This window comes from Streptomyces sp. NPDC056480 (genome assembly GCF_042795405.1).
Lineage (GTDB): Bacteria > Actinomycetota > Actinomycetes > Streptomycetales > Streptomycetaceae > Streptomyces.
Genome location: NZ_JBHTSA010000116.1, coordinates 1 through 23578 on the forward strand (window position 1 = coordinate 1; position 23578 = coordinate 23578).

The 23578-nt window shown below is 71.6% G+C and carries 19 protein-coding genes; 11 read left to right on the forward strand and 8 right to left on the reverse strand.

The features are described 5' to 3' along the window. Positions 1-33 precede the first annotated feature (33 nt). Entirely contained in the window at positions 34-471 is a 438-nt protein-coding gene (locus ACFQ79_RS33260) for a nitroreductase family deazaflavin-dependent oxidoreductase (protein ID WP_383590361.1), read from the reverse strand. 116 nt (positions 472-587) lie between these two features. Between ACFQ79_RS33260 and ACFQ79_RS33265 the strand changes: the two genes are divergently transcribed. The 4 genes from ACFQ79_RS33265 to ACFQ79_RS33280 all read left to right on the forward strand — a co-directional run bounded on the left by ACFQ79_RS33265 (position 588) and on the right by ACFQ79_RS33280 (position 4806). After that, a complete protein-coding gene (locus ACFQ79_RS33265; RefSeq protein ID WP_383590363.1) occupies positions 588-1385 on the forward strand; it encodes an alpha/beta fold hydrolase in 798 nt (265 codons plus the stop codon). A gap of 226 nt (positions 1386-1611) precedes the next feature. Further along, positions 1612-2826, forward strand: a complete 1215-nt coding sequence (locus ACFQ79_RS33270; RefSeq protein ID WP_383590365.1) for a S8 family peptidase — start codon at positions 1612-1614, stop codon at positions 2824-2826. A gap of 223 nt (positions 2827-3049) precedes the next feature. After that, complete coding sequence (locus ACFQ79_RS33275; protein WP_383590367.1) at positions 3050-4036, forward strand: threonine/serine dehydratase; 987 nt, start codon at positions 3050-3052, stop codon at positions 4034-4036. 236 nt (positions 4037-4272) lie between these two features. After that, complete coding sequence (locus ACFQ79_RS33280) at positions 4273-4806, forward strand: GNAT family N-acetyltransferase (protein ID WP_383590369.1); 534 nt, start codon at positions 4273-4275, stop codon at positions 4804-4806. Between the two features lie 20 nt (positions 4807-4826). On the opposite strand, the gene ACFQ79_RS33285 is transcribed toward ACFQ79_RS33280, so the two are convergent. Both ACFQ79_RS33285 and katG read right to left on the reverse strand, forming a co-directional pair. After that, on the reverse strand, positions 4827-6092 hold the full coding sequence (locus ACFQ79_RS33285) for a serine hydrolase domain-containing protein (RefSeq protein ID WP_383590371.1): 1266 nt from the start codon (positions 6090-6092) through the stop codon (positions 4827-4829). Positions 6093-6389: 297 nt separating this feature from the next. Next, a complete protein-coding gene (gene katG / locus ACFQ79_RS33290) occupies positions 6390-8609 on the reverse strand; it encodes a catalase/peroxidase HPI (RefSeq protein ID WP_383590372.1) in 2220 nt (739 codons plus the stop codon). 171 nt (positions 8610-8780) lie between these two features. Here katG and ACFQ79_RS33295 point away from each other — a divergent pair, with 171 nt between their 5' ends. Then, the gene (locus ACFQ79_RS33295) at positions 8781-9191 is read left to right on the forward strand and encodes a Fur family transcriptional regulator (protein WP_383590374.1); all 411 of its coding nucleotides are present in this window, start codon (positions 8781-8783) and stop codon (positions 9189-9191) included. A gap of 73 nt (positions 9192-9264) precedes the next feature. Here the strand turns inward: ACFQ79_RS33295 and tpx are convergent, their stop codons facing one another. Further along, positions 9265-9765, reverse strand: a complete 501-nt coding sequence (gene tpx / locus ACFQ79_RS33300) for a thiol peroxidase (RefSeq protein ID WP_383590376.1) — start codon at positions 9763-9765, stop codon at positions 9265-9267. A gap of 284 nt (positions 9766-10049) precedes the next feature. On the opposite strand from tpx, the gene ACFQ79_RS33305 reads away from it, so the two are divergent. The 5 genes from ACFQ79_RS33305 (at position 10050) to ACFQ79_RS33325 (ending at position 16040) form a co-directional block, all read left to right on the forward strand. Further along, entirely contained in the window at positions 10050-11273 is a 1224-nt protein-coding gene (locus ACFQ79_RS33305) for an alginate lyase family protein (protein ID WP_383590378.1), read from the forward strand. Positions 11274-11411: 138 nt separating this feature from the next. Then, positions 11412-12713, forward strand: a complete 1302-nt coding sequence (locus ACFQ79_RS33310) for a ricin-type beta-trefoil lectin domain protein (RefSeq protein ID WP_383590380.1) — start codon at positions 11412-11414, stop codon at positions 12711-12713. A 172-nt stretch (positions 12714-12885) separates the two neighbouring features. Continuing rightward, positions 12886-13845: a helix-turn-helix domain-containing protein gene (locus ACFQ79_RS33315; RefSeq protein WP_355966906.1), complete on the forward strand. Its 960-nt coding sequence runs from the start codon at positions 12886-12888 to the stop codon at positions 13843-13845. A 115-nt stretch (positions 13846-13960) separates the two neighbouring features. After that, positions 13961-14956 (forward strand): type I glyceraldehyde-3-phosphate dehydrogenase, encoded by a 996-nt coding sequence (gene gap, locus ACFQ79_RS33320; RefSeq protein ID WP_383590382.1) that lies wholly within the window; start codon positions 13961-13963, stop codon positions 14954-14956. Positions 14957-15164: 208 nt separating this feature from the next. Continuing rightward, positions 15165-16040, forward strand: a complete 876-nt coding sequence (locus tag ACFQ79_RS33325; protein ID WP_383590384.1) for an acetylxylan esterase — start codon at positions 15165-15167, stop codon at positions 16038-16040. 138 nt (positions 16041-16178) lie between these two features. Here the strand turns inward: ACFQ79_RS33325 and ACFQ79_RS33330 are convergent, their stop codons facing one another. From ACFQ79_RS33330 to ACFQ79_RS33345, 4 genes are all read right to left on the reverse strand, one after another. Continuing rightward, complete coding sequence (locus ACFQ79_RS33330; RefSeq protein ID WP_383590386.1) at positions 16179-16733, reverse strand: HAAS signaling domain-containing protein; 555 nt, start codon at positions 16731-16733, stop codon at positions 16179-16181. Further along, positions 16730-17101, reverse strand: coding sequence for a PadR family transcriptional regulator (locus tag ACFQ79_RS33335; protein ID WP_030317059.1), 372 nt, complete (start codon positions 17099-17101; stop codon positions 16730-16732). Before ACFQ79_RS33335 ends, ACFQ79_RS33330 begins: the two co-directional genes overlap by 4 nt. 97 nt (positions 17102-17198) lie before the next feature. Continuing rightward, positions 17199-20288: a glycoside hydrolase family 3 N-terminal domain-containing protein gene (locus ACFQ79_RS33340; RefSeq protein WP_383590388.1), complete on the reverse strand. Its 3090-nt coding sequence runs from the start codon at positions 20286-20288 to the stop codon at positions 17199-17201. Between the two features lie 73 nt (positions 20289-20361). Further along, positions 20362-22281 (reverse strand): lectin, encoded by a 1920-nt coding sequence (locus ACFQ79_RS33345; protein WP_383590390.1) that lies wholly within the window; start codon positions 22279-22281, stop codon positions 20362-20364. Between the two features lie 237 nt (positions 22282-22518). On the opposite strand from ACFQ79_RS33345, the gene ACFQ79_RS33350 reads away from it, so the two are divergent. Further along, positions 22519-23529, forward strand: a complete 1011-nt coding sequence (locus ACFQ79_RS33350) for a LacI family DNA-binding transcriptional regulator (protein WP_187624817.1) — start codon at positions 22519-22521, stop codon at positions 23527-23529. Positions 23530-23578: the final 49 nt, after the last annotated feature.

A 23578-nucleotide genomic window follows, 5' to 3' on the forward strand; every position in this document is an offset into this window, starting at 1 on the left:
ATCACGGCCCGGCCGTGATCCGCCGGACAGGCCCTAGCCCACCCGCTCGACCACGAAGACCGGAATCTCCCGCTCGGCCTTGAGCTGGTAGTCGGCGTAGTCGGGGAAGGCCGCGACCGCCCGCTCCCACCACGCGGCGCGCTCCTCGCCGGTGACCAGACGGGCCTCCATGTCCCACGCCTGGGTGCCGTCGCGCACCTCGACCAGGGGAGAGGCGACGAGATTGTGGTACCAGACGGGGTGCTTGACGGCGCCGCCGTTCGACGCGACGAGGGCGTACGCCCCCTCGTGCTCGACCCGCATGAGCGGGGTCTTGCGGAGCTTCCCGCTCTTCGCGCCGCGGTTCGTGACCAGGACGACCGGCATGCCCCGCATGGTCGTGCCCTTGGTGCCGCCGGACGACTCGTACAGCTCGACCTGATTGCGCACCCATGCCGTCGGGCTGGGCTCGTATTCACCTTCGAGTGGCATGGTGCCCCTTCCGTTGATCCTGTATCGCCGCCCGCCCGCCCCGGCGTTGTCAGTGTCGAATCCTAGGCTGGCTCCCGACATGACGGACGGGCACGACACAGGGGAGAGCACACGGCATGCGGGAATTGTTCCTGGCGGGGCAGCGGGCACACATCCGATGGATCGACCTGCCGGGCGCGGGCGACGGGCCCGTGCGCGTGTTCGTCCACGGCCTCGGGTGCACCTCGGCCTCGGACTTCGCCCACATCGCGGCCCACCCCGCGCTCGGCGGCGGCCGGGCGCTGCTCGTGGATCTGCTCGGGTACGGGCTGAGCGACCGGCCGGCGGACTTCGACTACCGCATGGAGTCCCAGGCGGAGGCGGTCGCCGCGGTGCTCGACCACCTCGGGCTCAGGGGAGTGGACCTCGTCGGGCACTCCATGGGCGGTGCGGTGACGATCCATCTGGCGGCGGCACGCCCCGAGCTGGTGGCGAGGCTCGTGGTGGCGGAGCCGAACCTCTACGGGGGCGGGGGAGAGTTCAGTTCCCCGGTGGCCTCCCAGGAGGAGGACGCGTTCGTGGCGGAGGGGTTCGTCCGGATGGTGGCAGGCGTCGACCGCGCCGACTACGCGGCCCGGCTCCGCCTCGCCGACCCGAGAGCCGTGCACCGCAGTGCGGTCGCCCTGGTCGAGGGCAGTACGCCCGCCCCTGGTGACCTCCTCGCCGGGCTCGCGATCCCCCGGACGTATCTGGTGGGGGAGTTGAGCCTGCCGGACCCCGACGCGGAGAAGGCCGCCGGTTTCGGGCTCCCGGTGGTCGAGATCCCCGGGGCGGGCCACAACCTGATGCTGGACAACCCGGACGGATTCGCCATGGCGCTCGCCCGCGCCCTGCCGGACTCCCCGACCGCGCGTCCCGGCCACGAGAGAGCCTGATCAGGCCAGTTCGGAGGGGTTCGGCGGGGGTTCGATTGCAGGCGTGTGGCAGATGCATGACAAGGCGCCAACTTCCTTGAGCCACGCCCGTAGAGCGGCCAGGCTGCTGATCACGCCGGGACCGGACACACCGGTCCCGACCGTGCACGTGGCCCCACGTGCGCCCCCCACAGTCGCGCAGTCCCACCCCACCGGGCGCGACGCCCATGAGGAGGAATCCCTCGTAATGGCACTCCCGCAGAACACCCGGACCCGCCTCGCCGTGACGGCCTCCGCCGCGAGCATCGCCGCCCTGCTCGGCACCTTCGCCGCCGTCCCGGCCCACGCCGCCCCCGCGGAGGGCACCGTCCTCGCGGCGGGTTCGGCCGACGCGATACCCGGCAGCTACATCGTCACCCTCAAGCAGGGCGCGGGCTTCAAGGCCGCCTCCGCCAAGGGCCGCAGCCTGATCTCCGGCTACGGCGGCACGGTCCGCAAGACGTTCGGCTCCGCCGTCAACGGCTACATCGCCACCCTCGACGCGACGGAGGCCCGCCGGCTCGCCGCCGACCCGGCCGTCGCCTCCGTCGAGCAGAACCAGATCGTCCGCGCCGACGCGACGCAGACCAACGCCCCCTGGGGTCTGGACCGCATCGACCAGACGAACCTGCCGCTCTCCGGCACGTACACCTACCCCGACTCCGCCGGCGGCGGCGTCACGGCGTACGTCATCGACACCGGCGTCCGGATCAGCCACTCCGAGATCGCCGGGCGCGCGGTGAACGGGTACGACGCCGTCGACGGCGACACCGTCGCGCAGGACGGCAACGGCCACGGCACCCACGTCGCCACGACGATCGCCGGAACCACCTACGGTGTGGCCAAGTCGGCGAAGATCGTGGCCGTCCGCGTCCTCGACAACAACGGCTCCGGGACCACGGCCGGCGTCATCGCGGGCATCGACTGGGTCACCGCCCACCACACCGCCGGTGCCCCGGCCGTCGCCAACCTCTCCCTGGGCGGCGGTGCTTCCACCGCCCTCGACAACGCCGTGAAGAACTCCATCGCCGACGGCGTCACCTACGCGGTCGCCGCGGGCAACTCCGGCGTCAACGCCTCCTCGACGTCGCCCGCCCGGGTCCCGGCGGCGATCACGGTCGGCGCCACGAGCAACACCGACGCCAAGGCCAGCTGGTCCAACTACGGTTCGGTCCTCGACCTCTTCGCCCCCGGTGTGTCGATCACCGCGGGCTGGAACACGAGCGACACCGCCACCAGCACGATCTCGGGCACCTCGATGGCCACCCCGCACGTCGCCGGCGCCGCCGCGATCTACCTCGCCGGGCACCCCTCCGCGACACCCGCCCAGGTGTCCACGGCCCTCGTCAACGGCGCCACGACCGGCAAGGTGACCAGCCCGGGCAGCGGCTCCCCGAACCGGCTCCTGAAGATCGTCCCGTAGTTCCGGACAGGTGCGGGACCTCAGGCAGCTCCGGACAGGGGCGGGACCTCCCGTAGTTCCGGACAGGTGAGAGACGTCCCGTAGTTCCGACCACGCACCGCCCCGGAGGCAGCCGGCGCCTCCGGGGCGGTGCCGTGCCCCGGCCCCACCGCGGCGGACCGCGTTCCTGAGAGGATCGACGGCACGACACCCCCCGGTACTCCGACCCGCACCAGGAGCCCCCGTGCACACCCCCCTCACATACGCCGACGTCAAGACCGCCGCCGATCGGATCGCCGGACAGGTCCGCCCCGTCACGGTGGCCGAGGCGGAGCCCGGCGCCGAGCCGTACACGCTCCACTTCGCCCTGGAACACCTGCAGCACACCGGCTCCTTCAAGGCGCGAGGCGCACAGAACTTCCTGCTCGCCCACCGGGAGGACGGCACCCTTCCCGCCGCCGGGGTCACGATCGCCTCCGGCGGCAACGCCGGCCTCGCCTGCGCCTGGGCGGCCCTGCGGCAGGGCGTCCGGGCCACCGTCTTCCTGCCGACCACCGCCCCGAAGGTGAAGGCCGACAGGCTCGCCGGCTACGGCGCCGACGTCCGGCTCGTCGGCACCGAGTACGCCGAAGCGCTGGCGGCCTGCGAGGAGTTCGCGGCCGACACCGGGGCGCTCGCCTCCCACGCCTACGACCATCCGCTGATCGCCGCCGGGGCAGGCACCCTGCTCGACGAGATCCACGACCGGATCCCGGACCTCGACACGGTCGTCGTCGCGGTCGGCGGGGGCGGCCTCTTCTCCGGCGTCGCCACCGCGGCCCGGCACCACGGCATCCGCACCGTCGCCGTCGAACCCGAGAACTGCCGCGCCCTCGACGCCGCGCTCCGGGCCGGACACCCCGTCGACGTCACCGTCGACTCCGTCGCCGCCGACTCGCTCGGCGCCCGCCGAGCCTCCGCCACCGCCCTGGCGACCGCCCGGCACGACTCGGTCCGTACCGTCCTCGTCCCGGACACCGCGATCATCCGTGCCCGCCGGGCCCTGTGGGACGATCGCCGCCTCGCCGTCGAGCACGCCGCCGCCACCGCCCTGGCCGCCCTCACGGCGCCCGACCGGCAGGGCGACACGGCCCACGGCTACCGCCCGGCCCCCGGCGAGAAGGTCTGCGTGGTCCTCTGCGGCGCCAACACGGACCCCTCCGACCTCGCGCGAGCCGGAGAGGCCGCGTAGCCCGGCACATGCGGCGCGCCCGCGCAGAGGCCTCCCGCAGTGCCACCTCGCCGACCGTGGACTCCTGGTCCGGCCGGTCCGCCCCGACCATCGCACCGGCCCCCATGCCGTCCGTACCCCCGACGGAGCGGCCTGGGGCTGCTCGGTCACCCACCACGTGGTGGCACCGGTCCCGAGCAGAGCGACCGGGAGGGCCGGTGGCGTGGGGTGCCCGTCCCGTGCGTCAGGATGGGGGCATGACCGAAATTCGTACCCCCCGTCTCATCCTCCGGCGCTGGAGCGACGACGACCTTGTCCCGCTGGCCGAGATCAACGCCGATCCCGAGGTGATGCGCTGGATCGGGGACGGCTCGGTCCGGGACCTGGAGCGGACCGCCGAGGACATCGAGCGGTACGAGGAGGAGTGGGACGAGGAGGGCTTCGGGATCTTCGCCGTCGAGCTCATCGCCTCGGGCGAGCTGATCGGCTTCGCCGGTCTCTCCCTGCCGGAGTTCCTCCCGGAGGTGATGCCGGACGTGGAGATCGGCTGGCGTCTGGGCAGGCAGTTCTGGGGCCAGGGATACGCCTCAGAGGCCGCCCACGCGGTCCTGGAGTTCGCACTCCAGGACCGCGGGCTCGACCGGGTCGTCGCCATCACCCACATCAGCAACCAGGCGTCCGAGAACGTCATCGGCAAGCTCGGCATGACCGAGGAGCGCGAGGCGACCCACCCGGAGTTCGACGTCCCCCTGCGGGTCTACGCGATCGACCTCACCGAGTACGAGGCCTGACGACCCGGGTCAGGAGCGCCTCAGTGGCGCTCGGGCAGGTCCCGCTCCGCCGGCAGCGACGTCAGGTCGCGGGCCGTGGGCGAGGCGGCGGCGCGCGAGGACGCGGCGGGCACCGGCTTCTTGCCGCAGAACGCCGCCTCCAGCGTCCCGCCGAGCGCCGTGTTGGCGGCACCGTGGTTCGAGGTGTTCGCCATCGCCGAGACGCTGCGGCGGCCGTCGCGGGTCGAGAAGGTGTACGTGTAGAAGCCCTGCACCGTGCCCGTGTGCCCGTACACCTGCGTGCCGCACGACAGGTTGTAGCGGCGCAGACCGAGCCCGTAGAACCGGGTGTTGGTGGCGTCGGTCGGGGTGACCGTCGTCATGGCCTCCATCATCGCCGGAGACAGCAGCCGGCCGCGCATGAGCGCGCTGGTGAAGGTGTTCAGGTCGGCGGGGCTGGAGATGACGGCCCCGGCGGACTGCGCCCAGGAGACCGTCTGCTCCGTGGAGTCCACCAGCGCGCCGCCCTCCTCGTCCGGGTGCAGGTAGCCGCGCACGTGGGCGCCCTTGATGCGGGTGTCGGGGTGCACGTACGACGTCCTGGTCAGCTTCAGCGGCTTGAAGATGCGGCGCTCGTACGCGTCGGCCACGGGCCGGCCCGTGAGCTTCTCGATCAGCATGCCGACGACCACGAAGTTGGCGTTCGAGTACTGGTAGGAGACGCCGGGCTGGGTGGTCCGCGGCTCGCTCAGCGAGAGGTCGACGAGCTCCTGGTAGCTGAACACCCGGTTCCGCACGGCCTCGAAGCCGGGCACCGTGTGCTCGAACATCGCGTTCGTGTAGTCGGCGAGACCGCTGCGGTGGGTCAGCAGATGACGGACCGTGATGCGGTCGTCGGGGAGCAGGCCGGGCAGGTAGGTGTTGACCGGCGTGTCGAGCTGGAGCCTGCCCTCCTCCACCAGCTGGAGCAGCACGACGGTGGAGAACGTCTTGCTGACGCTGCCGATCCGGAAGCGCGAGTGGATGTCCATGGGCGCGCCCGAGACGCGGTCCTGGACGCCGACGGTCCGGCTGCGGACCCCGTCGGGACCGACGAACCGGGCCATCGCGCCCGGCGCGCCGTTGGCCATGGCCGAGTTCAGCGCGGCGACGACTCCGTCCATGTCGGGGGCGGGGACCGCGGGAGTCCCGGCGGCGGCGGGCGCGACGGGAGCGGCGAACGCGCTGGTGGCGGGGGCGACGCCCGCGGCGAGGGCGGCGATCAGGGTGGCACTCACGGCCAGGCGTCGGTGCGACGACAGGGGCACGGTGATTCCTCGACTTCTTCCGAATCGTTCGTTACGGCGCACGGCGCACGGCGGACGGGCGCCGCAGGGCACCGGGAACACCCGACCGTGCGGCCTGGCCCCGTTACCCATGGATCATGAGTGCCAACGTCCGAGAACGGTTCCTGACACGGGGCACGGGTTGCGGAACCGGCACGTCCGCGCCGATGCGCAAGGGCCCGGCCGGTCGAGGGAGTCGACCGGTCGGGCCCCTGGGGATCACACGGGGTTCAGTCGTTCACGGCCGTTCCCGGCCGGTGACCATGCGATGTCGAACGATCAGGCGATGTCGAACCGGTCCAGCTCCATGACCTTGGTCCACGCGGCGACGAAGTCCGTCACGAACTTCTCCTTCGCGTCGTCGCTCGCGTAGACCTCGGCCAGCGCGCGCAGCTCGGAGTTCGAGCCGAAGACCAGGTCGGCGCGGGTGCCCGTCCACTTGACCTCGCCGGTGGCGGAGTCACGGCCCTCGTAGGTGGTGGCGTCCTCGGAGGTCGCCGTCCACGTCGTCCCCATGTCGAGCAGGTTGACGAAGAAGTCGTTCGTCAGGGTGCCCGGGGTCGTGGTGAGGACACCGTGCGCGGACTGCTGGTGGTTCGCGCCCAGGACGCGGAGGCCGCCGACGAGGACCGTCAGCTCCGGCGCGCTCAGGGTCAGCAGGTTCGCGCGGTCGATCAGCAGGTACTCGGCCGGCAGGCGGTTGCCCTTGCCGAGGTAGTTGCGGAAGCCGTCGGCCTGCGGCTCGAGCGCGGCGAAGGACTCCACGTCCGTCTGGTCCTGCGCGGCGTCCACGCGGCCCGGGGTGAACGGCACCTGGACGTCGAAGCCGCCGTCCTCGGCGGCCTTCTCGACGGCCGCGGAGCCCGCGAGCACGACCAGGTCGGCGATCGAGACCTTCTTGGCGCCCGCGGCGTCGAAGGAGGCCTTGACGCCCTCGAGCGTGCGCAGCACCTGGGCGAGCTCGTCCGGGTTGTTGACCTCCCAGTTGCGCTGCGGCTCCAGGCGGATGCGGCCGCCGTTGGCGCCGCCCCGCTTGTCGCTGCCGCGGAAGGAGGACGCCGCGGCCCAGGCCGCGGAGACGAGCTGCGCGACCGTGAGGTCGGAGCCGAGGATCTGCTCCTTGAGGGAGGCGATGTCCGCGGCGTCGAGCGTCTCGCCCTCGCGCGCCGGCAGCGGGTCCTGCCACAGGAGGACCTCGGAGGGGACCTCCGGGCCGAGGTAGCGGACGGCCGGACCCATGTCACGGTGCGTCAGCTTGTACCAGGCGCGGGCGAAGGCGTCCGCGAACTGCTCCGGGTTCTCGTAGAAGCGCCGCGAGATCTGCTCGTAGGCCGGGTCGAAGCGCAGCGAGAGGTCGGTGGTGAGCATCGTCGGGAGGTGCTTCTTCGACGCGTCGTGGGCGTCGGGGATGATCGCCTCGGCGTTCTTCGCCACCCACTGGTTCGCACCGGCCGGGCTCTGGGTGAGCTCGTACTCGTACTCGAAGAGGTGCTTGAAGAGGTCGTTGCTCCACTGCGCGGGCGTGGTGGTCCAGGTGACCTCGAGGCCGCTGGTGATCGCGTCGGCGCCCTTGCCGGTGCCGTACGAGTTCGCCCAGCCGAAGCCCTGCGCTTCGAGCGGAGCGGCCTCGGGGTCGTCGCCGACGTTGTCCGCGGGGCCTGCGCCGTGGGTCTTGCCGAAGGTGTGGCCACCGGCGATGAGGGCGACGGTCTCCTCGTCGTTCATCGCCATGCGGCGGAACGTCTCACGGATGTCGCGGGCCGCGGCGACCGGGTCCGGGTTGCCGTTGGGGCCCTCGGGGTTGACGTAGATGAGGCCCATCTGGACCGCGCCGAGCGGGTTCTCCAGCTCGCGGTCACCGGTGTAGCGCTCGTCGCCGAGCCAGGTGGTCTCGGGGCCCCAGTAGACGTCCTCGTCGGCCTCCCAGACGTCGGCGCGGCCACCGGCGAAGCCGAAGGTCTTGAAGCCCATCGTCTCGAGGGCGACGTTGCCGGTGAGGATCATGAGGTCGGCCCAGGAGATGTTCTGGCCGTACTTCTTCTTCACCGGCCACAGCAGACGGCGGGCCTTGTCCAGGTTGCCGTTGTCCGGCCAGCTGTTCAGCGGCGCGAAGCGCTGCTGACCGGCACCGGCGCCACCGCGGCCGTCGCTGATGCGGTACGTGCCCGCGCTGTGCCAGGCCATGCGGATCATGAGCGGGCCGTAGTTGCCGAAGTCGGCCGGCCACCAGTCCTGCGAGGTGGTGAGCACCTCGGCGATGTCACGCTTGACGGCCGCGAGGTCGAGGGCGCCGAACGCCTCGGCGTAGTCGAACTCCGCACCGAGCGGGTTCCCCACGACGGGGTTCGTGGCGAGGATCTTCAGGTTGAGCCGCTCCGGCCACCACTGGCGGTTGCCGCCGCCCTGGGTCGGGTGCGCGGCACGGCCGTGCGCGACCGGGCAGCCGCCCGTGCCCTCGGGGGAGGGGTCGGTGACGATTGCGTCGTGGTTCTCGGACATGCAAATCCTTCCGGACGGGGCGGATCGTGGTGCTCAGCCGGGGCGGGCACCAGTGGGGTGTCTCGTGCCCGACCGGAGCCGTGGTGTGCCTTGGCTATTGCCGGAACCGATCCTACGATGGACAGAGTCCAAGTCAAGAACCACGCCAATCATCGGAAGGGGTGAGCCGAAATGAGTGACCTGCTGGAGCGCCTGCGTGCGCGTGGCTGGCGTATGACATCCCAGCGGCGTGTCGTCGCGGAGGTCCTCGCCGGCGAACACGTCCACCTCACGGCCGACGAGGTGCACGCGCGCGCCGTGGCACGCCTTCCGGAGATCGCGCGGGCGACCGTCTACAACACGCTGGGTGAGCTGGTGGCCCTAGGTGAGGTCGTGGAGCTCTCCACGGACGGCCGGGCGAAGCGGTACGACCCGAACGCGCACCACGCGCACCAGCACCTGGTCTGCTCGAACTGCGGCATCATCCGCGACGTCCACCCGACGGGGGACCCGCTGACGGTCCTCCCGCCCGCGGAGCGGTTCGGCTTCACCGTGTCGAAGGCCGACGTGACGTACCGCGGGCTCTGCCCCGTCTGCGCCTGACAGGGAACGCAGGGGAGCCCCTCCACCGTGGCGGTGGAGGGGCTCCGTGCGTCGCCGTGAGGCGGCGGCGTTCCTACTTGAGCGCGGCGAGCGCGTCCTCGTAGCTGGGCTCCTCGGCGATCTCGCCGACGAGCTGCGCGTGCAGGACGGTGTCGTTCTCGTCGAGGACGACGACCGCGCGGGCGGTCAGGCCGGCGAGCGGGCCGTCGGCGATCTCCACGCCGTAGTTGGTGTGGAACTCGCGGCCGCGGAGCGTCGAGAGGTTCTTGACGTTCTCGAGGCCCTCGGCGCCGCAGAAGCGGGCCTGCGCGAAGGGGAGGTCGGCGGAGATGCAGAGCACCACCGTGTTCTCCAGCGTGCCGACCTTCTCGTTGAACGCGCGGACCGAGGACGCGCAGGTCGGGGTGTCGACGCTCGGGAAGATGTTGAGGACCTTGCGCTGACCGGCGTAGTCCTTCAGCGACTTGTCCGCCAGGCCCTCGGCGACGAGCGTGAAGTCAGGAGCCTGGCTTCCCGGGGTCGGCAGGGTGCCGTTGACCTGTACCGGGCTGCCCTTCAGCGTGACCTGGGCCATGGGAGATCTCCTTCGGACGATGTAAGTGACAACGAGGGGAATCGTACGGCGTGGTGGCCCGGCCGTCGGACACGTCCGTCAGGTCGGGCCCGTCGTGATCGATCACAGGTGGTTCATGGTGATGAACGGCTGCAGCTCCTCGGGGTGGCGTCCACCGACCGCCCGAATGGCTGAAAGTGTGCACTGGGCACGCACGCCTTCGCCTTGACGCCTTTGGTTCAGACCTTTAGGTTCCACCCTCGATGGTGATCGGTCGTTCACATATCTGAAGAAGGAGCAACCCCATGGTCATACGACGCGGTGCCTCCCACCGGAAGCGCGGGGGAGGGACTGTGCTGCTCACCGTTCCCCTGCTGGCCGCCGCCCTCCTCGCCACCCTCGTCGCGGGACCCGGGGGAGGCAGTGCCGAAGCGGCCCCCACCACGTTCACGCACCCCGGCGTCCTGGTCTCCCGCGGTCAGCTCGACTTCACCCGGGAGCGGGTCAACGCCGGTGCGCAGCCCTGGAAGGGCGCCTACGACCAGATGGCGGCGAGCAAGTACGCCTCGCTCTCCCGGGTCCCGAAGCCCCGTTCCGTCGTCGAGTGCGGCTCGTACTCGAACCCGAACAACGGCTGCACCGACGAGCGCGAGGACGCCATCGCCGCGTACACGCTCTCCCTCGCCTGGTACGTCACGCGGGACAGCCGGTACGCCCAGAAGGCCATCGAGATCATGGACGCCTGGTCCGGGGTGATCACCGACCACACCAACTCGAACGCGCCCCTGCAGACCGGCTGGGCCGGATCCTCCTGGCCACGGGCCGCGGAGATCATCCGCTACACCTATACCGGCTGGCCGCAGGCCCGCGTCGACCGGTTCAAGACCATGCTGCGGAACGTCTACCTCCCTGAGGTCGCCAACGGCTCCCACTCCAACGGCAACTGGGAGCTCAGCATGACCGAGGCGGCCATCGGCATCTCCGTCTTCCTGGAGGACCGCGCCGCGTACGACAAGGCCGTGGCCAAGTTCCGCGGCCGCGTCCCCGCGTACATCTACCTCGCGAGCGACGGCGCCCTGCCGAAGGCGGCCCCGGGGAGCGGCCTCGACACGCGCGACGAGATCGTCCGGTACTGGCAGGGGCAGACGACCTTCGTCGACGGCCTCACGCAGGAGACCTGCCGCGACCTCACCCACACCGGCTACGGCCTGTCCGCCATCTCGCACATCGCCGAGACGAGCCGGATCCAGGGCCAGGACCTCTATCCCGAGGTCGCCGACCGGCTGCGGCACGCGCTCGGCCTCCAGGCCAAGTACGAGCTCGGCGCGGCGGTCCCGAGCTGGCTCTGCGGCGGCACGCTCAAGGACCACCTCGGGCCGGTCACCGAGGTGGGCTTCAACGCGCTCCATCACCGCATGGGGTACGGGATGACGAACACCCAGAACCTCACCGAGTCCCGGCGTCCGGCGGGCACCGACAACCTGTTCGTCGCCTGGGAGACCCTCACCCACGCCGGCAACCCCAACTGACCGTGACGCGCGGGGGAGTCCGCACCTCTTGACGCCCCCTTACTTCACTTCTTAAATCATGGGGGCACCCAAGGCCCTTGCTGTGTCATGGACATGGTAAGGGTCTGCCTTCCCCCACACCCGACGGAAGTGAGAGTCATGCCCTCCGCCCGTTCAGCACGGCGGCCGCTGTTCACCGCCGTGACCGCACTCGCCCTGGCCCTGGCCACCGCGGCACTCGGTCCCACCGGCCCCACCCGGCCCACCGGCCCCGCCGACGCGAGCGCAGCCCTCCGAACCGCCGCCCTCCAGCCGGCGGCCGACGCGGCCGCCGTCACCTTCTCCGACACCTTCGACGGCGCCGCGGGGCTCCCCGTGGACGGCTCGCGGTGGCAGATCGAGACCGGTGACAACGTCAACAACCACGAGCGGCAGTACTACACGGCCGGCAACCGCAACGCGGCCCTCGACGGCCAGGGCCACCTCGTGATCACCGCCCGCAAGGAGAACCCCGGCAACTACCAGTGCTGGTACGGCCGGTGCGAGTACACCTCGGCGCGGCTCAACACCTCCGGGAAGTTCACCGCGCAGTACGGCCACGTCGAGGCCCGGATGAAGGTGCCGCGCGGTCAGGGCATGTGGCCCGCGTTCTGGATGCTCGGCAACGACCTCGGCCAGGTCGGCTGGCCCGCCTCCGGCGAGATCGACATCATGGAGAACGTCGGCTTCGAGCCGTCCACCGTGCACGGCACCCTGCACGGCCCCGGCTACTCCGGCTCCGGCGGCATCGGCGCGGGCTACACCCTGCCCGGCGGCCAGGCCTTCGCCGACGCCTTCCACACCTTCGCCGTCGACTGGTCGCCCGGGAAGATCACCTGGTCCGTGGACGGCACCGTGTACCAGACCCGTACGCCCGCCGACCTCGGCGGCCGCGCCTGGGTCTTCGACAAGCCGTTCTTCCTCATCCTCAACCTCGCGGTCGGCGGCTACTGGCCCGGCGACCCCGACGGCTCGACCACCTTCCCGCAGCAGCTCGTCGTCGACCACGTCCGCGTCACCACGGCGGACACCCCGACCACCGGGGGACCGATCACCGGGATCGGCGGCAAGTGCGTCGACGTGGCCGGAGCGAACAGCGCCAACGGCACCCCCGTGCAGCTCTACGACTGCAACGGCACCGGCGCCCAGCGATGGACCGTGGGGACCGACGGCACGGTACGGGCGCTGGGCAAGTGCCTCGACGTCACCTCCGCCGGTACGGCCGACGGCACCCCCGTCCAGCTGTGGGACTGCAACGGCAGCGGCGCCCAGCAGTGGACCGCGAACGCCGCCCGGGACGTCGTCAACCTCGGATCCGGCAAGTGCCTGGACGCCACCGGCAACAGCTCGGCCAACGGCACCAGGCTGCAGATCTGGTCGTGCGGCGGCGGCGCGAACCAGAAGTGGACGGTGACGCGCTGACCGGCCGGTTCCGTCCGGTCGGGGACCTGCCGCCGCCCCCCGGCTTCGTCCGGTCCGAGGCGCGCCGCCCCGCCGGCTTCTTCCGGTCGGGACGCGCTGACCCGCTGGAGGTGACGCGCTGACCTGCGAAGCCGTCGGCCGGCGGCGCGGGCCGCCCGCCTAGGCTGTACCCGTGCCGCCCACTCCCCGCCTCCACCGCGTCGCCGTCCTCGTACTCGAAGGGGCGAAGCCGCTCGACGTCGGCATCCCCGCGCAGGTCTTCACGACCCGCGCGAGCATGCCGTACGAGGTGAGGGTGTGCGGCGCGGAACCCGGTCTGGTCGCCGGGGGCGACGGCCTCTCGTACGCCGTCGCCCATGGCCTCGACGCGCTCGCCTGGGCCGACATCGTCTTCGTCCCCGGCTACCGCTTCCCCGACCGCGAGGACCCGCCGCGCGGTGTGGTCGACGCGCTGATCGCCGCCCACGACCGGGGCGCCCGCCTCGCCGCCATCTCCACGGGCGCCTTCGCGCTCGCCGCGACCGGGCTGCTCGACGGCAAGCGGGCCACCACCCACTGGCACTACACCCAGGCACTCGCGGCGAAGCGCCCCCTCGTCCACGTCGACGAGAACGTCCTCTTCGTCGACGAGGGGAGCGTGCTCACCTCCGCCGGCGCGGCCTCCGGCATCGACCTGTGCCTGCACATCCTGCGCGGCGACCTCGGCGTGGCCGCCGCGAACCACGCCGCCCGCCGTCTGGTCGCCGCCCCCTACCGCAGCGGCGGCCAGGCGCAGTACGTGCCGCGCAGCCTGCCCGAGCCGCTCGGCGAACGGTTCGCCGCCACCCGCGAATGGGCCCTGCACCGGCTCGGCGAACCGCTCACCCTCGACGTCCTCGCCCACCACGCGGCGGTCTCGGCGCGGACCTTCTCCCGGCGCTTCGTCGAGGACACCGGGTACACGCCGATGCAGTGGGTGATGCGCGCCCGCGTCGACCTCGCGCGGGAACTCCTGGAGCGCTCGGAGCGGAGCGTCGAGCAGATCGCCGCCGACGTCGGCCTCGGCACCGGGGCCAATCTGCGCCTGCACTTCCAGCGCATCCTCGGCACCACGCCGAGCGACTACCGGCGCACCTTCACCAAGGGCGAGTAGCCCCTCCGGCCGGGTCTTGGCGCGATCCTTGCGGACCGTGGCGATCTCGCCTCTGTCAGGACCGTTCCCGGCGAGCGAACCTGGTGGCGACGCAGAAGTTGAAGGGACACCATTCATGACTCGCATCGCCATCAACGGATTCGGCCGCATCGGACGGAACGTGCTCCGCGCCCTGCTCGAGCGCGACACCGACCTCGAGGTCGTGGCCGTCAACGACCTGACGGAGCCGAAGGCCCTCGCGCGACTGCTCGCCTTCGACTCGACCTCGGGCCGCCTCGGCCGTCCCGTGAGCGTCGACGGCGACACCCTCGTCGTCGACGGCAGCCGCATCAAGGTCCTCGCCGAGCGCGAGCCGGCGCAGCTTCCCTGGGCCGAGCTGGGCGTCGAGATCGTCCTCGAGGCCACCGGCCGGTTCACCAACGCCAAGGCCGCCCGCGCCCACATCGACGCCGGTGCCAAGCGCGTCCTCGTCAGCGCGCCCGCCGACGGCGCCGACGTCACCCTGGCGTACGGCGTCAACACCGACGCGTACGACGCGGAGCTGCACACGATCGTCTCGAACGCCTCGTGCACCACGAACGCGCTCGCCCCGCTCGCCAAGGTCCTCGACGACCTGGCCGGCATCGAGCACGGCTTCATGACGACGGTCCACGCCTACACGCAGGAGCAGAACCTGCAGGACGGCCCGCACCGCGACCCGCGTCGTGCCCGCGCCGCCGGCGTCAACATCGTTCCGACCTCGACGGGCGCCGCCAAGGCGATCGGCCACGTGCTGCCGAACCTGGACGGCAAGCTGTCGGGCGACTCGATCCGTGTTCCGGTCCCGGTCGGTTCGATCGTCGAGCTCAACACGACCGTCGCCCGCGACGTGACCCGTGAGGACGTCCTCGAGGCGTACCGCACCGCCGCGGCCGGCCCGCTCGCCGGTGTCCTGGAGTACTCGGAGGACGCGCTGGTCTCCTCCGACATCACGGGCAACCCGGCCTCGTCGATCTTCGACTCGGAGCTCACCCGCGTCGAAGGCCGCCACATCAAGGTCGTCGCCTGGTACGACAACGAGTGGGGCTTCTCCAACCGCGTGATCGACACGCTCCAGTTGCTGGCCCGCTGACCCGGGCCGCCACCACCGAGCAACACCTCGCACGTCGCCCTCGCCGAACCACGGATTCGGCGGGGGCGACGTGCGTTCTGGGCAGTTGCACAGAGGGGTGGCGCGAGGTCTGGGCTCCTGCGGACAGACACCCGCCCCGGTGAGCTCGATCATGGCCTGGTCACGCTTGCGAGGACGCGCAACGTGCCGGATCCGTAAAGGAGTTCGTATGCCAGGGAGAACGAGTCGTGTGTTCGGCGGTCTGCTGCTCGCCGCCGTGATGGCCGTGTGCACCGCGCCGGGCACGGCCGGCGCGGCCGCCGACGCGGGGACCGCGGGCACCGTTCCGTCGGTCGGCACCGACTGGGGCCGGACGGGTCCGTACGAGGTGGCCGTCGACATCGAGGCGGTGCACACCTTCTACTACCCGCGGAACATGGGGCAGTCGGGCGAGCGCCACCCGGTCGTCATCTGGGGCAACGGGACGGGCGCCGTGCCCGGCATCTACAGCTCGCTGCTGCGCCACTGGGCGAGCCAGGGCTTCATCGTCGCCGCCGCCAACACCCCCACCTCGAACTTCGCGATCAGCATGCGCGCGGGGATCGACGTCCTGGAGCACCGGAACGCCGACAGCTCCAGCGCGTTCCACGGCAAGGTGGACCTCGACCACATCGCCTCGGCGGGGCACTCGCAGGGCGGAGCCGCCGCCGTCAACGCGGCCGTCGACCCTCGGGTCGACACCGCCATCCCGATCCAGCCGGGTCCGCTGACCGACCCGGACCTCATGGACGAGCCCGTCTTCTACCTCGCCGGCCAGCGCGACCTGACGGTGTGGCCGGCCCTGGTGAAGGCCCTGTACCGGGACACGGACCACGCCCCCGCCGTGTACGGAGAGGTCCGGGGCGCCGGGCACCTCAGCTCCATCGGCGACGGCGGGGACTTCCGCGCCCCGACGACCGCCTGGCTGCGCTACTGGCTGCTCGGCGACGAGAACGCGCGCGGGATGTTCTTCGGCCCCGGGTGCGGCTACTGCGTCGACAGCGGCCTGTGGTCCGGCTGGGAGCGCAACGCCGAGGCGCTCCGGATCCCGGGACCCGCGGCCTGATCGGGTCGCGCACACGGCGCGGCTCCGGGGCACGCCCCCCATAGGGGCTCCGTCCCGGAGCCGCGCCGTGCCGCGCCGTGCCGCACCGAGCCGCACCGAGCCGCACCGAGCCGCACCGAGCCGCACCGAGCCGCACCGTCAGCGGCGTGCGGCACGCAGCAGCAGGACGGCGCCGAGCATCGGCACGCCCAGCGAGAACACGAGCATCAACAGGAGCTCCACGATCCCGATCCGGGACGCGGCCCCGAGCAGCGCGCCCAGGAAGACGACGACCGGCACCGCCATGCCCGCGGCGGTCCCCAGGGCCTTCTGCCGCCCGGTCCACAGCGGCGCGCCCCAGAGCAGCACCAGGGCGGCGATCAGCGCGAGGGCGCCCACCCACGGGTTGAGCAGCAGGAGCACTCCCGAGGCTCCGAGCAGGATCGCGGTCAGCCTGCCCCGTCCGGCGCCGGAGACGGGCGCCTGTCCGGCCGGGGCCTCCTCGGCGAGGGCGGAGGCGGCGACGGTACGGGGCTCGCCGAGGCCGGCGAGGACGGCGCGGATCTCGTCGTCGCCCTGCGCGCCGCTGACCTCGATGTGCTCGCGGAGGTCCGCGAGGAGTTCGGCCCGGCGCTCGGCGGGCAGCTCGGACGTCTCGCGTGCGACGGCGTCGAGGTAGGCGGTGACGAGCGGGTGCTGGTCGGTGGTGTTCATGCGGAGTCCCCCTGTGGGTCGGTGAGGAAGTGATCGACGGCGTCCCTGAACAGCGGCCACGCCTGGGCGAACTCGGCGAGGGAGGCCCGGCCGACGCCCGTGAGCGTGTAGTAGCGGCGCGGCGGTCCGCTGGGGGAGTCGCGCAGCTCGGTGGCGACGAGCCCCTCGCGGCGCAGTCGTGACAGCAGGGGGTAGATCGTGCCCTGACTGGTGGTCATCACACTGACCGCGGAGAGCTCTGCGACGAGCTCGACGCCGTACTTCGGCTCGTCCCTGAGCAGCGCGAGGACGCAGTACTCCAGTACTCCCTTGCGGAGCTGGCTGGGGACCCTGTCGCCCGCCTCGTTCATTGCGTTACCAGGAACCATGCAATGCAAGATAGCTCGGGAAGGTGATCACGACAAGCCCGACCCCCGGGGGGTGCGTCTCTCCCCCGGGGGTCGGGCCCTGTTCCCGCGCTCTCCGTCAGCCCGCGGCCCGGTACGCCTCCGTCAGCTTCCCGACCGCGCCCGGGAGATCACCCGTGAGCAGCAGATGGTCCGCGTCGGCGAACGGCTTGGCCGTGGCCTCGGTGATGTGCCGGCCGATCCTCTGCTGGACGATCTGCCGCGCCACCGCGACGAGCTTCCGTCCCTCGGCGGAGTCGCCCCGGCCGACCGCCTGGAGCGCCTTGGCGGCGACCCGGAGCGCCCGCAGCGCGGGCTCCCCGCCGGACGGCGTCGGGGTGAGGGTGGTCAGCCCCCAGCCGTACGGGTACTGCGGGTCGTAGTCGCTGTCACCCACGTTGAGGGGCAGCTGGGCCTCCGACTTCGGCCAGGTCACCGGGAGCTGTCCGGTGAACGGCCGCCTGCCGTAGAGGACGTCGGCGACACCGTCGCCCTCCGTGCCCGGCAGCCAGGACGCGACCAGGGCGTCGACGGCCGGCAGCCGGTCGCCGACGAGCTGCGGCCGGCCCGACACGACCAGGACCGCGCACGGCATCGCCGCGCAGACCTTGTCCACCGCGGCCTTGTCGGCGGCCGTCAGTTCGAGGTCGTTGCCGTTGCCCACGTCGCCGAACCCCTCCGCGTACGGGGTCTCGCCGACCACCACCACACCGACGTCGTAGCCGTCGGTCGGCACGGACGCGTCCTTCGACCAGCCGATCCCGGCCTCCGGCGCGGCCTTCCGCATCCCTTCGAGGATCGTCGTACCGGTCGTGGTGCGGCCGGACGAGCCCTGCCAGCTGATGGTCCAGCCACCGGCCTGGTTGCCGAGGTCGTCGGCGTTCGACCCGGCCACGTACACCTTCTGGGCGGGCTTCAGCGGCAGGACGGAGCCCTCGTTCTTCAGCAGCACCTGCGACTTCGCCACGGCCTCCCGCGCCACCGCGCGGTGCTCGGCCGAGCCGATCGACGGCAGGTTCGTGGTGTCCGCGTACGGCTTCTCGAAGAGGCCGAGGCGGAACTTCTGGGTCAGGACGCGGGCCACCGCGTCGTCGATCCGCGCGGTGGAGATCCGGCCGGACCCGACCTCTGAGGTGAGGGTCCGGGTGAACTCCTGGTAGTTCGTCGGCACCATGATCATGTCGAGACCGGCGTTGATCGAGGTGCGTACGTCGCTGGGGTAGTCGCCGGGGATCTGGTCGATGGCCTGCCAGTCGCTGATGACGAAGCCCTCGAAGCCCATGCGGTCCTTGAGGACGCCGTTGATCATCTCGGCGTTGGCGTGCATCTTCACCGGACCCCGCTCGTCCCCGAGGACGTCGAGCGAGGAGTACGAGGGCATGACCGTGCCCGTACCGCGCTTCACCGCCTCCGCGAACGGAGCCAGGTGCACGGCCTCCAGCTCCGCGCGGCTGACCTTGGTGACGCCCTGGTCGATCGTGTACGAACCGGTGGTCGAGGAGCCGAAGGCGGTGCCGCCGTCGCCGACGAAGTGCTTGGCGCTGGTGAGGACCTTGTCGTTGCGGTCGAGGTCCTTCCCGTTGCGCGCGCCCTGCATGCCGTTGATGACGGTCTCCATCGCGGTGACCAGCGCCGGGTCCTCGCCGAAGGCCTCGTAGGAACGGCCCCAGCGTTCGTCGCGGGTCACGCAGAGGCACGGGGCGAAGTCCCAGGGGACGCCGGTCGCCCGGACCTCCTTCGCGGTGACGGCGCCGGTCCGCGCGGCGAGCTCCGGGTCACGGCCGGCTCCGATGCCGATGTTGTGCGGCATGATCGTCGCGCCGATGACGTTGTTGTGCCCGTGCACCGCGTCCACGCCGTAGATCAGCGGGATCTGGTGGCGGGTCGCCCGCGCGCGCAGCTGGTACGCGTCGACCATCGCCGCCCAGGCGGCGGGCGTGTTGGGCGTGGGGACCGAGCCGCCGCCGGAGAGCAGGGACCCGAGCGCGTACCCGGCGATGTCGCCCGGGGCCCGCAGCGCGTTGCGTTCGGCCTGCGTCATCTGGCCGACCTTCTCCGCCAGGGACATCCGGGAGAGCAGATCGGCGACCCGCTCGCGTACCGGCAGCCTGGCGTCGAGGTACGGCAGGCCGTGCGCGTTCACCACGACCAGCGGGGTCTCGGCGGGCGGCTTGGCGCCGTCGACGGCGAGCCGCAGCGGAATCGTCTCGGCGGACTCGGCCGAACCGTCCTTCAGGGTCTGCACGGTGATCGAGCGGGTCGTACCGGAGGGTGTCCCCGCGGGGAACACGACACTGCCCGTGACGGGCCGGTAGTCCTTCCCCGGCTCGGCTCCTCCCGGCTCGGTGCCGCCGCTCTCCGTCGCGTAGGACACGGTGACGGGCTCGCCGATCGGTCCGGAGCCGGTGGTGGCCACCGAGACGTCCACCCGGGCGCTGCCGCCCTCGTCGACGGGGTGCACCACGGACTTCGTGACCACCTTGGTGGTCAGTGCGGGCTCCGCCGTGCCGTACAGCTCGACGCCGTCCAGGGCGAACGACCCCGGCCCGCCGGTCGGCAGCGTGACCGCGTACCCCCACATCCGGTCGAGGCCGAGGACCTGGTCGATGCCGCCGACGGGCTGGTAGTCGGTCCGGTACTGGAACTCCGAGAACGGGACCTCGACGAGGTGCCAGCCCTCCCAGTCGTCGGTGAAGGAGGTCGTCCACAGCTCGGACGCCTCGCCGTTCGCCCCGCCGTCCTTGATCTCCAGGGCGATCCGCTTGCCCGAGCCGGGCGGCAGCGGCGCCGTGTTCTGGCCGTACCACCAGAACCGGATGCCCTTGTAGGCCGTCCAGTCGTGCGCCGGCCGGTCGAAGGCGAAGTCGTGGGTGAAGCCGCCCCAGCCGCTGATGTCGTAGCGGCCTTCGAGGACCTTGCCGCCCTCGGGGGCGTCGGCGCGCTCCCTCAGTTCGAGCCTCGGGTGCGACTCGGTGGCGTTCCCCCACGTGAACAGGCCCTCGGCGGGCGGTGACGCGAAGGGGACCTCACCCTCGAAGCGGTCGACGGCCCGGGGTGCGGGTTCCTGGGCGGCGGCGCTCGGCAGGCCGCCGGTGAGCAGACCGGTGAGGACGGCCGTCGCGGCGACGACGGCCGCGCTCACCGTTCTGCGGGGACGTGCGGGTGGCATGCGGGCTCCTTGAAGGGCCTTGGTCCGGGCCCTGTGCGGGGGAGGGGGACGGAGGGGAGCGAGGGGCGGGGGATCAGGCCGCGTTGTGGGTCCACTTCTGGTTGGCCCCACCGGTGCAGGTCCAGATCTGAGCCCGTGTCCCGTCGGCGGAGGAGTTGCCGGTGATGTCCAGGCACTTGTTCGCGCCCGTGTTGACCACGTCGTGCGTCGTGGCGTTGTACGTCCAGCGCTGCGCCGCGGTGCCGTTGCAGTTGTACAACTGGACCTGGGCGCCGTCGGCCGTCGAACCGCCGGTGACGTCGAGACACTTGCCGAGCGCCCGGACGCTGCCGTCGGCGGCGAGGGTCCAGCGCTGCGCCTCGGTGCCGTTGCAGCCGTAGAGCTGGACGGGGGTGCCGTCGGCGGTGGCGCCGCCGGCCACGTCCAGGCACTTGCCGGCCAGACCGGTCAGCGTGCCGGTGCGGGTCTCGCCGCCGCCGGTCGTCCCCGACCAGGTGAAGGTCGCGGTGGTGCGGGCGGGCAGGGTGTACGTGAAGGACTGGTTGCCCCAGTCGACCCGGACGGACTGGGCGGAGGTGCCGCCGTTGTGGGCGATCAGCGCCTTGGAGCCGTCGGAGTTGCGCCAGGCCACGTTCTGGACCGTGCTGTTCGCGGTGGAGTCGATGCGGTACGCGCCGGGCTTCACGAACTTGGTGAGGTGGCCCGTCGTGTAGTACTCGACCGTGTAGTCGACCTGTCCGGCCCGGGCGCCGCCCTCCTGCACGGTGATGAGACCGGTGCAGGTGCCGCAGCCGCCGTTGTGCGGGCCCATGTTCTGGTTGAGCCCGAGGCTCCACTTGACCAGGCTGCCGCTCCAGTTGCGGGCGTAGTCGACGATGTCCCTCATGTCCTCGTTGTGCTGGTTCCCGATCCAGGTGCCGCCCGAGTGCTCGGTGCTGAACTGCTTCACCGAGGGGTACTGGTTGTGGACCTGGGTGCCCACGGCCGGGTCGCCCGCGTAGCCGTGCCAGGCGATGCCGCCGAACAGCGGATCGTTGCGCACGCCCGCGTCGTTCAGGATCCCGGCGCCGAAGCCGGCGTAGTCGCCGTAGTTCCAGTCGTGGACGAGGACCTTGGTGGTGATGCCCGCGGCCCGGAAGGCGGGGTAGACGTGGTTCTTGGTGAACTCGACGAGCCCGGCAGGGTTCCAGCTCATCCCCGGGTAGTTCATGGCGGTCGGGTTGCCGGCCTGACAGCAGTTCGGCTCGTTCTGCACGGAGAGGTAGTCGACCTTCACCCCGGCCGCCTGGTAGCTCTGCACGTACTTCACCAGGTACTGGGCGTACAGCGGGTAGTACTCCGCCTTCAGCCAGCCCATCTGGTCCATCCGGCCGTTGTCCTTCATCCAGCCCGGCGCGCTCCACGGCACGCCCTTGACCCGGAGGGCCGGGTTGAGCTGCTTGGCCTGCGCGGTCAGCAGCCGGACGTTCGTGTCGTAGCCGTTGGAGCCGAAGTCGCCGAGATCGCAGCAGGTGTCGTCCAGGGAGACGTTCCCCGGCCGGGAGAGGTCCGAGGCGCCGATGGGGTTGCGGACGAAGGACAGACCGATGCCCTCGGTCGGCGAGAACAGCTTGCGCATGACGTCGTCGCGCGTGGCCGCGCTGACGGCGCCGCCACGGAGCAGATGGGCGGTGGTGTCGGTGATCGACGCGCCCCCGCCCTCGAACTGCTGGTACGTGGTGTTCTCGTTGACGGTGATCGTGTGGTTCGCGGAGCCACCGGCGGGGCCGAACGCCAGGGGGGCCTGCTGGGCGAGACCGCGTGTGACGGTACGGCCGCCGGAGTCGGAGGTCGTGGTGAGCCAGACGTCGACCCGCTCTCCCGCGGCCTGGGCGGTTCCGGGCCCGGTGAGGACCAGGCTGCCGGCGACGAGCGCGCCGGCGGTCAGCGCGGTGAGCGGCCGGAGGCGGCGGGCGCGGAGCCCGGCGGCCGCTCGTCGCTCCCGTCGCTCCACCGCCCGCCGGAGGAACGTGCGTACACGCCTATGTGTGTTATGCACCTGACAACCCTTTCGCCGTCTCGCGCCCAACGGGCAACAACAGCAAGCCTTTTATCAAGGCCTGAAGTTATGAGGCGCCCTTCTGCCCGTCAACCCTTCAAGCGTTGTCCGCTCTCATGGGTTGCGTTCGTTCGCTGCAAGAGCTTGGCGGCGACGCAACTCGCTTGCGAAGTTTGCGATACTCTTGCGTTCATGACGCGACGACTTGCTCAAGTGGCCAAGAAGGTGGGAGTCAGCGAGGCGACGGTCAGCCGTGTCCTCAACGGAAAGCCCGGTGTCTCCGAGGCGACACGGCAGTCCGTCCTCACCGCGCTCGACGTGCTCGGATACGAGCGGCCCACCCAGCTGCGGGGCGAGCGCGCGCGCCTGGTCGGCCTCGTGCTGCCGGAGCTGCAGAACCCCATCTTCCCCGCGTTCGCGGAGGTGATCGGCGGCGCGCTCGCGCAGCAGGGGCTGACCCCGGTCCTGTGCACCCAGACCAAGGGCGGCGTCTCCGAGGCGGACTACGTCGACCTCCTGCTCCAGCAGCAGGTGTCCGGAGTCGTCTTCGCCGGAGGCCTGTTCGCGCAGGCCGACGCCCCGCACGACCACTACCACCAGCTCGCCGAGCGCAACATCCCGGTGGTCCTGATCAACGCCTCCATCAAGGGGCTCAACTTCCCCTGCGTCTCCTGCGACGACGCCGTCGCCGTCGAGCAGGCCTGGCGCCACCTGGCCTCCCTCGGGCACGAGAGGATCGGCCTCGTCCTCGGCCCCAGCGACCACGTCCCCTCCCGCCGCAAGCTGGAAGCGGCCCGCGCCGTGGCCGAGGCCGCCGGCGGCGAACTGCCGGACGAGTACGTCGTGCGGTCGATCTTCTCGCTCGAAGGCGGGCAGGCCGCAGCCACCCGCCTCCTGGAGCGGGGCGTCACCGGCATCGTCTGCGCCAGCGACCCGCTCGCCCTCGGCGCCATCAGGGCGGCCCGCCGCCGCGGCCTCTCGGTCCCCTCGCAGGTGTCCGTCGTCGGCTTCGACGACTCCGCCTTCATGAACTGCACCGAGCCGCCGCTCTCCACCGTGCGCCAGCCCATCGAGGCCATGGGGCGCGCCGCCGTCGAGCTGCTCTGCGCCCAGATCCAGGGCACCCAGACGGACCCCGGTGAGCTCCTCTTCGAGCCCGAACTCGTGGTGCGCGGCTCGACGGCGCCGCCGCCGACCGTCTGACCCTTCCGCTCACCGTTCTCCGGCTCCGGCGCCGGGGAGGCCTCACCGC